Below are 13,932 nucleotides of genomic sequence, written 5' to 3'. Positions count from 1 at the left end.
AGGCTTGCGCACCTCAGGCTTGTGCGCCTCCGGCCGGTGCGCCTCGGGCCCCTGGCGTCTCAGACCCGTGCGTCCAGGTACTCGCCCGGCTCCCGTACGGTCTCGCGCTCGCGCGCCAGCATCCGGCTCAGTGGACCGTCCACCGCCACGAGTGCCGCGTACGGACCCCGCTGCACCACCGCGCCCGCGTCCAGGACCACCACCTCGTCGACCGCGTCCAGGCCTTCGAGCCGGTGGGTGATCAGTACCGTCGTACGTCCCCGGGTGGCCGCCAGCAGGTCCGCGGTCAGGGCGTCGGCGGTCGGCAGATCGAGGTGCTCGGCCGGTTCGTCCAGAACGAGCACGGGGAAGTCCGCCAGCAGCGCCCGCGCCAGCGCGAGCCGCTGGCGCTGGCCCCCGGAGAGGCGGGCGCCGTGTTCACCGACGAGGGTGTCCAGCCCCTCCGGCAGTGCCTCGGCCCAGTCGAGCAGCCGGGCCTGAGCGAGGGCGTCGCGCAGTTCCGCGTCGGTCGCGCCGGTACGGGCGAGACGCAGGTTCTCGCGGATGGAACTGTCGAAGATGTGGGCGTCCTGGGCGCACAGCCCGACGAACCGCCGGACGGTGTCCCCGTCCAGCGCGGACGCCTCCACACCGCCGATCCGGTACGTCCCCGCCCGCGCGTCCAGGAAGCGGAGCAGGACCTGGGCGAGCGTGGTCTTCCCGGAACCCGACGGACCCACGACCGCGATGCGCCGGCCGGCCTCCAGCGTGAGGTCCACGGAGTCCAGGGCGTCGTGCCGCGCCCCCGCGTACCGGGCCGACAGCCCCCGTACCTCCAGCGGGAAGGGCGACGCGGGCGCCTCGGCCGGGGTGGCGGGTTCGCACACCGGCACCGGGGCGTCCAGCACCTCGTACACCCGCTCCGCGCTCCGCCTGACCCGCTGCCGGTACTGCACGGCGAGCGGGAGACCGGTGACGGCCTCGAAGGCGGCCAGTGGGGTGAGGACGACGACGGCGAGTTCCACGCCGGCCAGCCGTCCGTCGGCCACCGCGGGAAGGGCGACGAGTGCGGCGGCGACCACGGTGAGGCCGCCGATCAGTGCGGTGAGGCCGCCGCCGAGCGCGGTGGCGGTCGCGGCCCGGGAAGCGATCCGGGTCAGGACGCCGTCGGCCTCCCGGGTCCTGGCCGAGCGCCCCGGCAGGGCTCCGGCGACGGTCAGTTCGGCGGTCCCGCCGAGCAGGTCGGTGATCCGGGTCGCCAGATCGGCGCGGGCGGGCGCGAGGCGCCGCTCGGCGTGCCGGGCGCAGGCGCCGCTGACGAGCGGGACCCCGACCCCGGCCAGCAGCAGTCCGGCGGCGAGTACGGCACCCGCTTCCGGCAGCAGCCAGCCGGTGAATCCGGCGGCTGCCGCTCCCACGACGACCGCGGTCCCGGCGGGGAGCAGCCACCGCAGCCAGTAGTCCTGAAGGGCGTCCACATCGGCGACCAGCCGCGAGAGCAGATCCCCGCGCCGGGTCCGGCGCAGGCCCGCGGGCGCGATGCGCTCCAGGCCCCGGTAGACGGCGACGCGCAGCTCGGCGAGCATCCGGAGAACCGCGTCGTGCGAGACGAGGCGTTCGGCGTAGCGGAAGACCGCCCGCCCGATACCGAAGGCGCGGGTCGCCGTCACCGCGACCATCAGGTAGAGCACCGGGGGCTGTTCGGAGGCGCGGGAGATCAGCCAGCCGGAGACGGCCATGAGACCGACCGCGGAGCCCAGCGCGAGGCTGCCCAGCAGCAGGGCGAGCGCGAGCCGGCCGCGCTGCGCCCCGGCGGCCTCCCTGACCCGGGCCAGCACGTGCCCGGTCCGGGCCGCGGTGTCCCGCAACACCTCGGGTTCCCGCACCGCCCCGTTGCCGGTGAGGTCGTCGGGTGCGCCCGCCGGGCGCGGCACCACGGCCCGCACCGGTGAGCCCGCCGCATCGGCCGGTCCGGCCGGCGCGCCCGGCTCCAGCCGTACCACCCGGTCCGCGACCGAGAGGAGCGCCGGCCGGTGCACCACCAGCAGCACGGTCCGGCCGGCCGCCAGTCTGCGGACCGCCTCGACAATGCCCGCTTCCGTCTCGCCGTCCAGGCTCGCGGTCGGCTCGTCGAGCAGCAGCACCGGCCGGTCGGCGAGAAACGCGCGGGCGAGCGCGAGACGCTGCCGCTGTCCGGCGGAGAGGCCCGCCCCGTCCTCGCCGAGGAGGGTCGCGGCGCCGTCCGGCAGATCCGTCACGAAGTCGTACGCCCCGGCGTCGCGCAGCGCGCGTTCCACCGCGCTGTCGTCCGCCTCCGGCCGGGCCAGCCGTACGTTCTCCGCGATCGTGCCGGCGAAGAGATGCGGGCGCTGCGGGACCCAGGCGATCCGTTCGCGCCAGCGTTCGGGGGAGAGGTCCGCCAGATCGGTACCGCCGACCCGTACCCGTCCCTCGTCGGGTCCGGCGAATCCCAGCACCACGTTGAGCAGGGTGGACTTGCCTACGCCGCTCGGGCCGACCAGAGCGACGGTCTCCCCCTCGTCCACCACCAGCGAGGCGCCGGCGAGCGAGGGTTCGGTGCGCCCCGCGTGCCGGACGGTCACGCCCTCCAGCTCCAGCCGCAGCGAATTCGGGACGTCCTGCGTACCGCCCGCCCGCGGTTCGGTCTCCAGGACCGAGAAGATCTCCTCCGCGGCCGAGAGGCCCTCGGCGGCGGCGTGGTACTGCGCCCCCACCTGCCGGAGCGGCAGATAGGCCTCCGGCGCCAGGATCAGCACCACCAGGCCTGTGTAGAGGTCGAGTTCGCCGTGCACCAGCCGCATGCCGATGGTGACGGCGACGAGGGCCACCGAGAGCGTCGCCAGCAGCTCCAGGGCGAAGGACGACAGGAAGGCGATCCGCAGCGTGCGCACGGTCGCCAGCCGGTACTGCGAGGTGATGGTGCGGATCGACTCGGCCTGGGCCTTGGCCCGGCCGAAGACCTTCAGCGTCGGCAGCCCGGCGACCACGTCGAGGAAGTGTCCGGACAGGCGGGAGAGCAGCCGCCACTGACGGTCCATCCGCGACTGGGTCGCCCAGCCGATCAGAATCATGAAGAGCGGGATGAGCGGCAGGGTGACGACGATGATCGCCGCCGAGATCCAGTCCTCCGTGACCACCCTGGCGAGCACCGCCACCGGCACCACCACCGCGAGCCCGAGCTGCGGCAGGTAGCGCGCGAAGTAGTCGTCGAGCGCGTCGATCCCCCGGGTGGCGAGGGTCACCAGCGAACCGGTGCGCTGCCCGCTCAGCCATTCCGGACCCAGCGCCGCCGCCCGGTCGAGCAGCCGTCCGCGCAGTTCCGACTTGACGGCCGCGCCCGCCCGGTAGGCGGCCAGCTCGGTGAGCCAGGAGACCAGGGCCCGGCCGAGGGCGACCGCGGCGAGAAGGATGAGCGGGGTGCGCAACCCCGACCCGGTGAGCCCGTCCTCGAAACCGCCCACCACCACTTCGGCGACGAGCATGGCCTGGGCGATGACCAGCGCCGCCCCGGCCAGTCCGAGTACCACCACAGCGACCAGGAAGAGGCGGGTGGCGCGGGCGTGGCGGAGCAGGCGCGGGTCGATCGGTTTCACGTGAAACACCCCAGGGGGCTCGGCTCGGTCAGGGCACGTACGACCTGATCCGCTCTGTCGCGCACCAGGTCGCCACTGCGTTCAGTGCGCGTCGGCGATGTGGTGCGTGCCGATGCGCTTGCGGAACACCCAGTAGGTCCAGCCCTGGTACAGCAGCACCACGGGAGTGGCGATCCCCGCGCACCAGGTCATGATCTTCAGCGTGTACGGGGTGGACGAGGCGTTGGTGACCGTGAGGCTCCAGGCATCGTTCAGCGAGGACGGCATGACGTTCGGGAAGAGCGTCAGGAAGAGCATCGCGACCGCGGCCGTGATGGTCACACCGGAGAAGGCGAAGGACCAGCCCTCGCGCCCCGCCGCGACGGCGCCGATCGCCCCGATCAGGGACACCACAGCGATGATCATTGCGATCAGGCTCCAGCCGTCGCCGTTGTCGGCCTGGGTCCAGATCAGGAAGCCCAGTGCCAGCACCGCGGTGACCGCGCCCAGCTTCAGCGCCAGCCGGCGTGCCCTGGCCCGGATGTCCCCGACCGTCTTGAGCCCCGCGAACACCGTTCCGTGGAAGGTGAAGAGCGAGAGCGTGACCAGCCCGCCGAGGATCGAGTACGGATTGAGCAGGTCCCAGAAGTTGCCCACGTACTCCATGTCCGCGTCGATCTTCACGCCGCGCACGATGTTCCCGAAGGCCACACCCCAGAGCAGCGCCGGGATCAGCGAGGTCCAGAAGATCGCGTTCTCCCAGTTGGTCTGCCACTTGTCCTCGGGCCGCTTCGCCCGGTACTCGAAGGCGACACCGCGCACGATCAGACAGAGCAGGATGATCAGCAGCGGGAGGTAGAAGCCGGAGAACAGCGTGGCGTACCACTCGGGGAACGCGGCGAAGGTCGCTCCGCCGGCGCTGAGCAGCCAGACCTCGTTGCCGTCCCAGACGGGCCCGATCGTATTGATCAGGACCCGCCGTTCCTTGCGGTCGCGGGCCAGCAGCTTGGTGAGCACACCGATCCCGAAGTCGAATCCCTCCAGGAAGAAGTAGCCGATCCAGAGGACGGCGATGAGCACGAACCAGACGTCGTGGAGTTCCATCTCTCGGCTCCTGCGCTCTCAGTAGGAGAAGGCCATGGGCCGGTCGGCGTCGTCATCGTCGCCGCCGATCCTGGTGGGCGGGTTGAGGTCGTCGTCCGTGAGCTCGGGAGGCCCGGCCTTGATGTACTTCACGAGCAGCTTGACCTCGACCACGGCCAGCGCCGCGTAGAGCAGCGTGAAGAGGATCAGCGAGGTGAGCACCTCGCCCTGCGAGACGCCGGGGGAGACCGCGTTACGGGTCTGGAGCACCCCGTAGACGACCCAGGGCTGACGCCCCATCTCGGTGAAGATCCAGCCCCAGGAGTTGGCGATGAGCGGGAAGAGCAGGGTCCACAGGGCGACGATCCAGTAGCACCTGGCGAGCTTCGGGCTCAGCGCCTTGTTCTTGAACAGGACCAGGTGCGGCACTTCGTCCTCACCGGTCCGCATCCCCGGTGGAAGCATGAACTTCTTCCGGGTCAGCCACAGCCCCAGGATCCCGAGGGCGAAGGACGCCATCCCGAAGCCGATCATCCACCGGAAGCTCCAGAAGGCGACCGGAATGTTGGGCCGGTAGTCGCCGGGCCCGTACTTCTCCTGCTCGGCCTTGTTGATGTCGTTGATGCCGGGGACGTACGAGTTGAAGTTGTCGTCGGCGAGGAAGGACAGTATTCCGGGGATCGAGATCTCGACGGAGTTGTGCCCCTTGCTGACATCGCCGTACGCGAAGATCGAGAAGGGTGCGGAGTGCTGCCCGTCCCACAGCGCTTCGGCCGCGGCCATCTTCATCGGCTGCTGCTTGAACATCACCTTGCCGAGCTGGTCACCGCTGACGGCCGTGAGCAGACCGGCGACCACCACGGTGATCAGCCCCAGCCGGAGCGAGGTCCGCATCACCGGGATGTGCTTCTTGCGGGCCAGGTGGAAGGCGGCGATGCCGACCATGAACGCCCCGCCGACCAGGAAGGCCGCCGTGATGGTGTGGAAGAACTGCGCCAGCGCGGTGTTCTGGGTGAGCACGTGCCAGAAGTCGGTGAGCTCCGCGCGTCCGCGTTCCTTGTTGATGCGGTAGCCGACCGGGTGCTGCATCCAGGAGTTCGCCGCCAGGATGAAGTACGCGGAGAGGATGGTGCCGAGCGAGACCATCCAGATGCAGGCGAGGTGGATCTTCTTCGGCAGCTTGTCCCAGCCGAAGATCCACAGCCCGATGAAGGTGGACTCGAAGAAGAACGCGATCAGCGCCTCGAACGCGAGCGGAGCACCGAAGATGTCTCCGACGAACCGCGAGTAGTCCGACCAGTTCATGCCGAACTGGAACTCCTGGACGATGCCGGTGACGACACCCATGGCGATGTTGATCAGGAAGAGCTTTCCCCAGAACTTGGTGGCCCTGAGGTACTTCTCGTTGTTCGTCCGCACCCAGGCGGTCTGCAGGCCCGCGGTGAGCGCGGCGAGCGAGATCGTCAGGGGAACGAAGAGGAAGTGGTAGACGGTGGTCGTTCCGAACTGCCATCGCGCCAGGGTCTCCGGCGCCAGAGCTAGCTCCACGTCGTCTTCTCCTTACGTCGCCGTAGTTGCACCGGCATTTTGTCCCTTAAATCCGACTGATCATGGGAGGAAGCAGGACACGCTTGTGAACGCGTTCACATTCACAAGCAATTATGGCCCACCCCTGAATCGAACTCTCGGCCGGGGTACCCCTCCGGGGACGTACTGATCATTTCCCCCGAAGCAGACACCGCTCCGGCCCGGGGACGTGGCACATGGGAGGGCCAGGGCGTCCCGGGCGTCGAGTCACGCACGCAGTGGTGCGCGGATGAGCGTGTCGAGTCGCTGCCACGCCGGGGACGAGGCGCCGACCGTGCTCTGGGCGAGGGCGGGGATGTCGGAGGCCGCGTCCGGCTCGGGCGGTTCGTCGGGTCCGTGGCGTTCCCGGATCGCCTCGGCGGTCCTGCGGGCGAGGTCGTCGATGCGGGGCCGTCGGCATCGAGGTCGTGCGCCGGGGCGTAGTGGAGGAAGAGCTGGCGCAGCGCCGGGTCGGCCAGGCTCTCGGCCTGGTCCTGGAACAGGTGCGTCGCCCGGTGCGGGTGGCCGGCGAACACGAGGATCCACAGATCGCGTTGCAGGTCCGAGCTGCTGGACGAGGGATTCCCGCGCGCCGGGCTTCCGCTCACGCAACGCGCCGCTCCGGCCCGCGATCTGCGCAACTCCAACGGATCGCCGACGCCGGGTACGACGGGGCGGGAGACGAACCGAACAGGCCGCTACAGGCGCCGGCCGACGGGCATCGGGAATGACGGGAGCGCGGATCCGACGGGCCACGGCGGCCGTCCGGGCCGCGCGGCCGCCGAACGCGGGCCCCGCCCCCGCCCCGTGCCGGCCTGAACGACCTGGTGGCCCAGTGAGCGCGACCGGCGGGCCGCGCCCCCCTTCACAGCTCCTTGCGGTACGACTCCGTCACCTTCAGGAACAGGTCATTGGCCTCGTCCTCACCGATCGTGACCCGCACGCCCTCGCCCGCGAACGGCCTGACGACCACGCCGGCCTTCTCGCAGACCGCGGCGAAGTCGGCGGTACGGTCCCCCAGCCGCAGCCAGACGAAGTTCGCGTGGGACTCCGGCACCGTCCACCCCTGCCGCACCAGCGTCTCCTGCACCCGCTGACGCTCGCACACCAAGGAGCCCACCCGGCCCAGGAGTTCGTCCTCGGCACGCAGCGACGCCACCGCCGCGTCCTGGGCGAGCTGGCTGACGCCGAACGGCACCGCGGTCTTGCGCAGCGCGGCCGCCACCGGCTCGTGGGCCACGGCGAAGCCGACCCGCAGACCGGCCAGACCGTAGGCCTTGGAGAACGTCCGCAGCACCGCCACATTGGGGCGGTCCCGGTAGATCTCGATGCCGTCCGGCACATCGGCGTCGCGGATGAACTCCTTGTACGCCTCGTCCAGCACCACGAGCACATCGCCCGGCACCCGGTCCAGGAACCGCTCCAGCTCGGCCCTGCGCACCACGGTGCCGGTGGGGTTGTTCGGATTGCAGACGAAGATCATCCGGGTCCGGTCGGTGATCGCGTCCGCCATCGCGTCCAGATCGTGCACCTCACCGTCGGTCAGCGGCACCTTCACCGACGTCGCGCCGCTGACCTGCGTGATGATCGGGTACGCCTCGAAGGAGCGCCACGCGTAGATGACCTCGTCACCCGGCCCCGAGGTGGCCTGGAGCAGCTGCTGCGCCACACCGACGGAGCCGGTGCCGGTGGCCAGGTGCGAGACCGGCACACCGAAACGTTCGGACAGCTCGTTCATCAGGCCGGTGCAGGCCATGTCCGGGTAGCGGTTGAAGTGCGCGGCCGCGGCCATCGCGGACTCCATCACCCCCGGCAGCGGCGGATACGGATTCTCGTTGGAGGACAGCTTGAAGGCGACCGGTCCGTCCGCCGCGGCCGGCTTGCCCGGCACATAGGCGGGAACGCCGTCCAGCTCGGCGCGCAACTTGGGGCTCGTCTGGCTCACCGCAGGTCCTCCTCGACCGTCTGCACACATCAATACTGCTCACCATATGAGGATTGAGCGCCGCTGCGAACGGCGGGACAGAGGATTCGTCCGGTGGGCCCCGGAATGAGGGGGAGCGCTCCGCCCCCTGGCGCGCGCCGGTGGCTCACTCCGTGGCGCGCGTCCCTCGAAGAGGTGAGTTGAGACCTCTTCGAGACATCGCCCCTACGGCAGGTCCATCCGGTCCGACACCCGACACATGATGGTTTTTCTCAACAACACCCTTGATTCACAAGGTTATTGACCGCTGATGACCATGCAGAAACGTGCCTGTCAACGGGTGCATATGCGATCAGACCAACTGCCCGTGCGCGACCTACTATCGGCTCGCCATGACAGCAGCAGGGAAGCACCAGGTGAGCCGGACGGAGACCCCCCGGCGCGGCGGCAGGCGGGGACGAGCAGGTATCCGGGATGTGGCCGCCGCCGCCGGAGTCTCCATCACGACCGTCTCCGACGCGCTCAACGGCAAGGGCAGGCTCCCGGACGCCACCCGTCGCCATGTCCGCGAGGTCGCCGAGCGCTTGGGCTACCGCCCATCCGCCGCGGCCCGAACGCTCCGTACCGGCAAGTCCGGCCTGATCGGCCTGACCGTGACGACCTACGGGGATGAACCCTTCACCTTCACCGAATTCGCGTATTTCGCCGAGATGGCCAGAGCCGCCACGTCCGCCGCGCTGGCCCGCGGCTACGCCCTCGTCATCCTGCCCGCCACCTCACGCCACGACGTCTGGTCGAACGTCGCCCTCGACGGCACCGTCGTCATCGACCCCTCCGACCAGGACCCGGTCGTCACCGAACTCGTCCGCCAGGGGCTGCCCGTCGTCTCCGACGGCAGGCCGGCCGGGACCCTCCCGGTCACCGCATGGGTCGACAACGACCACCGGGCCGCCGTGCTCGACCTCCTCGACCACCTCGCCGCCGCCGGGGCCCGCCGTATCGGGCTGCTCACCGGCACCACCACCGACACGTACACCCGGCTGTCCACCACCGCGTACCTGCACTGGTGCGAGCGGGTGGGCCAGGATCCCGTGTACGAGTCCTACCCCGCCCACGACCCGTGCGCGGGCGCGGTGGCCGCCGACCGCCTGCTGGCCCGTCCGGACCGCCCTGACGCCGTCTACGGGCTCTTCGACCCCAACGGCACCGATCTGCTCGCGGCGGCCCGCCGGTACGGTCTGCGCGTCCCTGAGGACCTGCTGCTGGTCTGCTGCAGCGAATCCACCGTCTACGCGACGACCGAGCCGCCCATCACCACGCTCTCGCTCAAACCGCGCAGGATCGGCACCGCGGTCGTACAACTGCTCATCGACGCCATCGAAGGCGTGGACCAGGACGGCCCGGTGGAGCAGGTGATACCGACGGAGCTCATCGTCCGGACCTCCTCGCAACGCCGTCCGCCCCGCACCACGGTCAGCGCGCCACGCTCCCCGGCAGGGGATTGATCAGACCAATTGGGACTAATCGACCGGATAACCCGGCATGCGTTCGGATTGACCACCCCTGGTGCGTCACAGAGCACGATTCGCATTCCTATGATGGGCGGACGACACCGCGGACCACCCCGACCAGCAGGGCCCGTCAGGTGTACGGCGGCGCGACGGTGGTGGAGGGGTCGATGACACAGGGGGCCGGTCAGGAACCCGCGGTGCGGACGGCGACGTTGCGCGACTTCCGCGTACCGCCCTATGCGCAGTCCCCGGCGCCGCCTGCGGCTCCGCACCCGGGGAACGCCTTCCCGGAAGGTGAGCCGCCGGTGGGGTACACCCCCACAGAGCGCGACCTTCCGGTGATCACCCGCGACACCACCGTCCAGGTGCGGGCCGTGCCCGAACCGCGGCCCGCCCAGGATCCGGAGCTCGGCCCCCTGTACGTGGTCGGCGACGTCCACGGCTACCTGGACGAACTCCACGCCGCCCTCGCCGAACAGGGCCTGATCGACGCCGAAGGCAACTGGTCCGCGGGCAACGCGCGGATCTGGTTCCTCGGCGACTTCACCGACCGGGGCCCCGACGGCATCGGCGTCATCGACCTCGTGATGCGGCTGTCCGCGGAGGCCGCGGCCGCGGGCGGCTACTGCAAGGCCCTGATGGGCAACCACGAGCTGCTGCTCCTCGGCGCCAAGCGGTTCGGCGACACCCCGGTGAACTCCGGCGCGGGCACCGCCACCTTCCAGGCCGCCTGGCTGCTCAACGGCGGCCAGAAGACCGACATGGAGCGGCTCCAGGACGTCCACCTCCAGTGGATGTCCCGGCTCGACGCGGTCGTCGAGGAGGACGGGCACCTGCTGATGCACTCGGACACGACGGCCTACCTCGACTACGGAACCACCATCGAGGACGTCAACGACACGGTGCACGCCATTCTGACGCGGAACGACGCCGATGAGTGCTGGGACCTCTTCCGCAAGCTCACCAAGCGCTTCGCCTTCCGCGACGAGTCGGGCCCGCAGGCCGTCCAGCAGCTGATGGCGGCCTACGGCGGCCGACGCGTCGTCCATGGTCACAGCCCCATTCCGTATCTGCTCGGCGAGGTCGGCTCCGAGGACGGCGAGGACAGCGCGAACCCGCTGATCGACGGCCCCCACGTGTACGCGGACGGGCTCGCCATCGCCATGGACGGCGGAGTGACCATGGCCGGAAAGCTACTGGTCGTCCAACTCCCCCTGCATGACTGACGGTCTTCGGGGAAGACGCATGAACGACCTGACCATGCCGACCGCTGGGCCTATTTCCGGAAACCCCCTGTCACCCTGTGCCGTGGGCGCTCTACCATCGGCGTACCAGTAGCAGGCTCTCCTCCGTTTCCGCCAAACTGCCCGGTCGAATCGGGCATTCAGGCCCTACGGAGCATCGGGGGATGCACATGAACAGCGCTCCGCACCTGCTGACCGAGGACCGCCCCGAGTACGAGCGGATCCTCGACGACGCGCTGCGTCACGCCCATGAACGACCAGATCTGGCCGCAGTCGGCGAACAGCTCAACCCGGTCCAGCTGCGCACCATGGCGATGGCCGCCACCGCCCTCATCACCGCCACGGCCGCCACCGAGTACGAGCACTATGTGAAGGCCCGCGAGGAGCTGCGCGCCACGGCCGCCGACACCGACCGGGACGCCGTCCGGGGAACCGGCGCCGACGATCCCGACCGGTCGGGCGCCGGCATAGGAGCCGTCGTCACCGTGCTGGCCCCGGTGCTCGCCGGCACGGCCGCGGTGATCTTCCTGCTGGTCGGCTACATCCTGAAGATGCTGAGCCCGCCACCGTCCTTCGCGGGGACCATGGTCGGCGCGGGCTGGTTCTTCGCGGCGCTCACCGCGGCCGCCATCCTGATCGCCGCCATCGGCCTCCTCATCACCGCCCTGCGGAACGGCTCCACCTCCCTGGCCGCCGACGACCCGGGCGAGGAACTGCCGGAGGACGTGGCCCGTGCCCGGGAGGCCTGGCGGCACGCGCTGCTGGAACGGGGCATCCTGCCGTTCCTGCGGGACGCGCTCGCCGACCCCGGCGCCGCCCCCGCCGCCCGCACCCCGTACCCCTCGGCCAACCGCATCCCGAAGATCGGCTACAGCAGGCCGGACTTCTCCAGCCCGGACGACGGCCCGGCGGCCGCGCCCCGGCCGACCTTCACCAGCCCGGACTTCTCCAGCCCCGACTTCGGCGGCCCCGAACACGAGATGGACTGACGGGTCGGGGGGCGCGGGGCGCGTCGTACCGGCGCGAGCCCGCCGGTACGAGGCGCCGTGCCTCAGTCCGCGATCGGCAGGTAGACCCGGTTGCCCGCGGCCGCGAACTCCTTGGACTTCTCCGCCATGCCCGCCTCGATCTCCGACTGCGAACCGCCGTGCTCACGCCGGATGTCGTGCGAGATCTTCATCGAGCAGAACTTCGGACCGCACATCGAACAGAAGTGCGCCGTCTTCGCCGGCTCGGCCGGCAGCGTCTCGTCGTGGAACTCCCGTGCCGTGTCCGGATCGAGCGCCAGATTGAACTGGTCCTCCCACCGGAACTCGAACCGGGCGTCCGACAGCGCGTCGTCCCACTCCTGCGCCCCCGGGTGCCCCTTGGCGAGGTCCGCCGCATGGGCCGCGATCCGGTAGGTGATGACCCCGGTCTTCACATCGTCCCGGTTGGGCAGGCCGAGGTGCTCCTTGGGCGTCACGTAACAGAGCATCGCCGTCCCCCACCAGGCGATCATCGCGGCGCCGATACCCGAGGTGATGTGGTCGTACGCCGGCGCGACGTCGGTGGTCAGCGGGCCGAGCGTGTAGAACGGCGCCTCCTCGCAGATCTCCTGCTGGAGGTCGATGTTCTCCTTGATCCTGTGCATCGGGACATGCCCCGGGCCCTCGATCATCGTCTGGACGCCGAACCGCTTGGCGACCGTGTTCAGTTCGCCGAGCGTGCGCAGTTCGGCGAACTGCGCCTCGTCGTTGGCGTCCGCGATCGATCCGGGGCGCAGCCCGTCGCCCAGCGAGTACGTCACGTCGTACGAGGCGAGAATCTCGCAGAGCTCCTCGAAGTGCTCGTACAGGAACGACTCCTTGTGGTGCGCGAGGCACCACGCGGCCATGATCGAGCCGCCCCGGGAGACGATGCCGGTCTTGCGTCGGGCCGTCAGCGGAACGTACGGCAGGCGCACGCCGGCGTGGACCGTCATGTAGTCGACGCCCTGCTCGGCCTGCTCGATGACGGTGTCCTTGTACATCTCCCAGGTCAGCTCCTCCGCCCTGCCGTCGACCTTTTCGAGGGCCTGGTAGAGGGGCACGGTGCCGATCGGCACCGGGGAGTTGCGCAGAACCCACTCACGGGTGGTGTGGATGTTGCGGCCGGTGGAAAGGTCCATGACCGTGTCGGCGCCCCACTTGGTCGCCCAGGTCATCTTGTCCACCTCCTCCTCGATGGAGGACGTCACCGCGGAGTTGCCGATGTTGGCGTTCACCTTCACCAGGAACCGCTTGCCGATGATCATCGGCTCGATCTCCGGGTGGTTGACGTTGGCCGGTAGCACGGCCCGGCCCGCGGCGATCTCCTCGCGCACCACCTCGGGCTCGACGTTCTCCCGGATCGCCACGTACTCCATCTCCGGGGTGATCTCCCCCCGGCGGGCGTACCCGAGCTGGGTCACCGGGCGGCCGTCCCGGCTGCGCCGCGGCCGGCGGGGACGGCCGGGGAAGACGGCGTCCAGATTGCGCAGTCCCTCCCCGAGCTCTCGGCTTCGCTCGGGCAGGGGAGACCCCGTCCGCGGTGAGGTGTGCTTGAGCCCGTCGTCCTCGGGCCGGGCGGCCCGGCCGGCGTACTCCTCTGTGTCGCCCCGGGCGATGATCCAGTTCTCCCGCAGAGGCGCGAGCCCGCGGCGGACATCGGTGTCGATGGCGGGATCGGTGTACGGCCCCGACGTGTCGTACAGCGCCACGTCCTTGCCGTTGGTGAGGTGCACCTGACGGACCGGCACCCGGAGGTCCGGGCGCGAACCCTGGACGTATCCCTTGTGCCAGCCGATGGACTTCCCGGCCTCGTCGCTCTGATTGGAGGCAGGCGTGCGTGCGTCCGCTGTGGTCATGAGACCTACTCCCTACGCCGGCATTACCCGGTAACAGGTTCGGCGGTCGGCGCAGCGTGTCCCGTACGGACGTACGGAGATCAGCGCCCTCTCAGCCCGGTGCTCCGAGCTCCCGCGTGTGCAAAGGTGCCACCACGCTAACGCCCTCGCGGGTGTGCTGAACAGA

At 70.2% G+C, this 13,932-nt stretch carries 8 protein-coding genes and 1 riboswitch; of the genes, 3 read left to right on the top strand and 5 right to left on the bottom strand.

What is annotated here, in order from left to right; translation table 11 throughout:
• Positions 1 to 59: 59 nt before the first annotated feature.
• The 4 genes from cydD to hisC all read right to left on the bottom strand — a co-directional run bounded on the left by cydD (position 60) and on the right by hisC (position 8,166).
• Positions 60 to 3,593, bottom strand: coding sequence for a thiol reductant ABC exporter subunit CydD (gene cydD, locus ACIO3R_RS23310; protein WP_402108325.1), 3,534 nt, complete (start codon positions 3,591 to 3,593; stop codon positions 60 to 62).
• A gap of 81 nt (positions 3,594 to 3,674) precedes the next feature.
• Positions 3,675 to 4,676 carry a cytochrome d ubiquinol oxidase subunit II gene (cydB, locus tag ACIO3R_RS23305; RefSeq protein WP_385027864.1) on the bottom strand — a complete coding sequence of 334 codons (1,002 nt, stop codon included), beginning with the start codon at positions 4,674 to 4,676 and terminating at the stop codon, positions 3,675 to 3,677.
• Between the two features lie 18 nt (positions 4,677 to 4,694).
• On the bottom strand, positions 4,695 to 6,203 hold the full coding sequence (locus ACIO3R_RS23300; protein WP_385349048.1) for a cytochrome ubiquinol oxidase subunit I: 1,509 nt from the start codon (positions 6,201 to 6,203) through the stop codon (positions 4,695 to 4,697).
• 883 nt (positions 6,204 to 7,086) lie between these two features.
• Positions 7,087 to 8,166, bottom strand: coding sequence for a histidinol-phosphate transaminase (hisC, locus tag ACIO3R_RS23295; RefSeq protein ID WP_385027870.1), 1,080 nt, complete (start codon positions 8,164 to 8,166; stop codon positions 7,087 to 7,089).
• Positions 8,167 to 8,537: 371 nt separating this feature from the next.
• Between hisC and ACIO3R_RS23290 the strand changes: the two genes are divergently transcribed.
• The 3 genes from ACIO3R_RS23290 to ACIO3R_RS23280 all read left to right on the top strand — a co-directional run bounded on the left by ACIO3R_RS23290 (position 8,538) and on the right by ACIO3R_RS23280 (position 11,889).
• Positions 8,538 to 9,650, top strand: a complete 1,113-nt coding sequence (locus tag ACIO3R_RS23290; protein ID WP_078617615.1) for a LacI family DNA-binding transcriptional regulator — start codon at positions 8,538 to 8,540, stop codon at positions 9,648 to 9,650.
• A gap of 173 nt (positions 9,651 to 9,823) precedes the next feature.
• A complete protein-coding gene (locus ACIO3R_RS23285; protein WP_385027873.1) occupies positions 9,824 to 10,882 on the top strand; it encodes a metallophosphoesterase in 1,059 nt (352 codons plus the stop codon).
• 182 nt (positions 10,883 to 11,064) lie between these two features.
• Complete coding sequence (locus ACIO3R_RS23280) at positions 11,065 to 11,889, top strand: hypothetical protein (RefSeq protein WP_402108319.1); 825 nt, start codon at positions 11,065 to 11,067, stop codon at positions 11,887 to 11,889.
• A 62-nt stretch (positions 11,890 to 11,951) separates the two neighbouring features.
• Here the strand turns inward: ACIO3R_RS23280 and thiC are convergent, their stop codons facing one another.
• Entirely contained in the window at positions 11,952 to 13,766 is a 1,815-nt protein-coding gene (gene thiC, locus ACIO3R_RS23275; RefSeq protein WP_402108316.1) for a phosphomethylpyrimidine synthase ThiC, read from the bottom strand.
• Positions 13,759 to 13,892: riboswitch (TPP riboswitch) on the bottom strand. It overlaps the preceding gene by 8 nt.
• Between the last annotated feature and the right edge of the window lie 40 nt (positions 13,893 to 13,932).

Source organism: Streptomyces sp. NPDC087428 (assembly GCF_044744085.1).
GTDB lineage: Bacteria > Actinomycetota > Actinomycetes > Streptomycetales > Streptomycetaceae > Streptomyces.
This window is presented reverse-complemented; position numbering and strand designations above follow the sequence as displayed.

Excerpts from the sequence above, each read along its gene's own strand:
- cydB (WP_385027864.1), bottom strand. The coding sequence starts at position 4,676 with ATGGAACTCCACGACGTCTGGTTCGTGCTCATCGCCGTCCTCTGGATC.
- ACIO3R_RS23290 (WP_078617615.1), top strand. The coding sequence starts at position 8,538 with ATGACAGCAGCAGGGAAGCACCAGGTGAGCCGGACGGAGACCCCCCGG.
- ACIO3R_RS23285 (WP_385027873.1), top strand. The coding sequence starts at position 9,824 with ATGACACAGGGGGCCGGTCAGGAACCCGCGGTGCGGACGGCGACGTTG.
- ACIO3R_RS23280 (WP_402108319.1), top strand. The coding sequence starts at position 11,065 with ATGCACATGAACAGCGCTCCGCACCTGCTGACCGAGGACCGCCCCGAG.
- thiC (WP_402108316.1), bottom strand. The coding sequence starts at position 13,766 with ATGACCACAGCGGACGCACGCACGCCTGCCTCCAATCAGAGCGACGAG.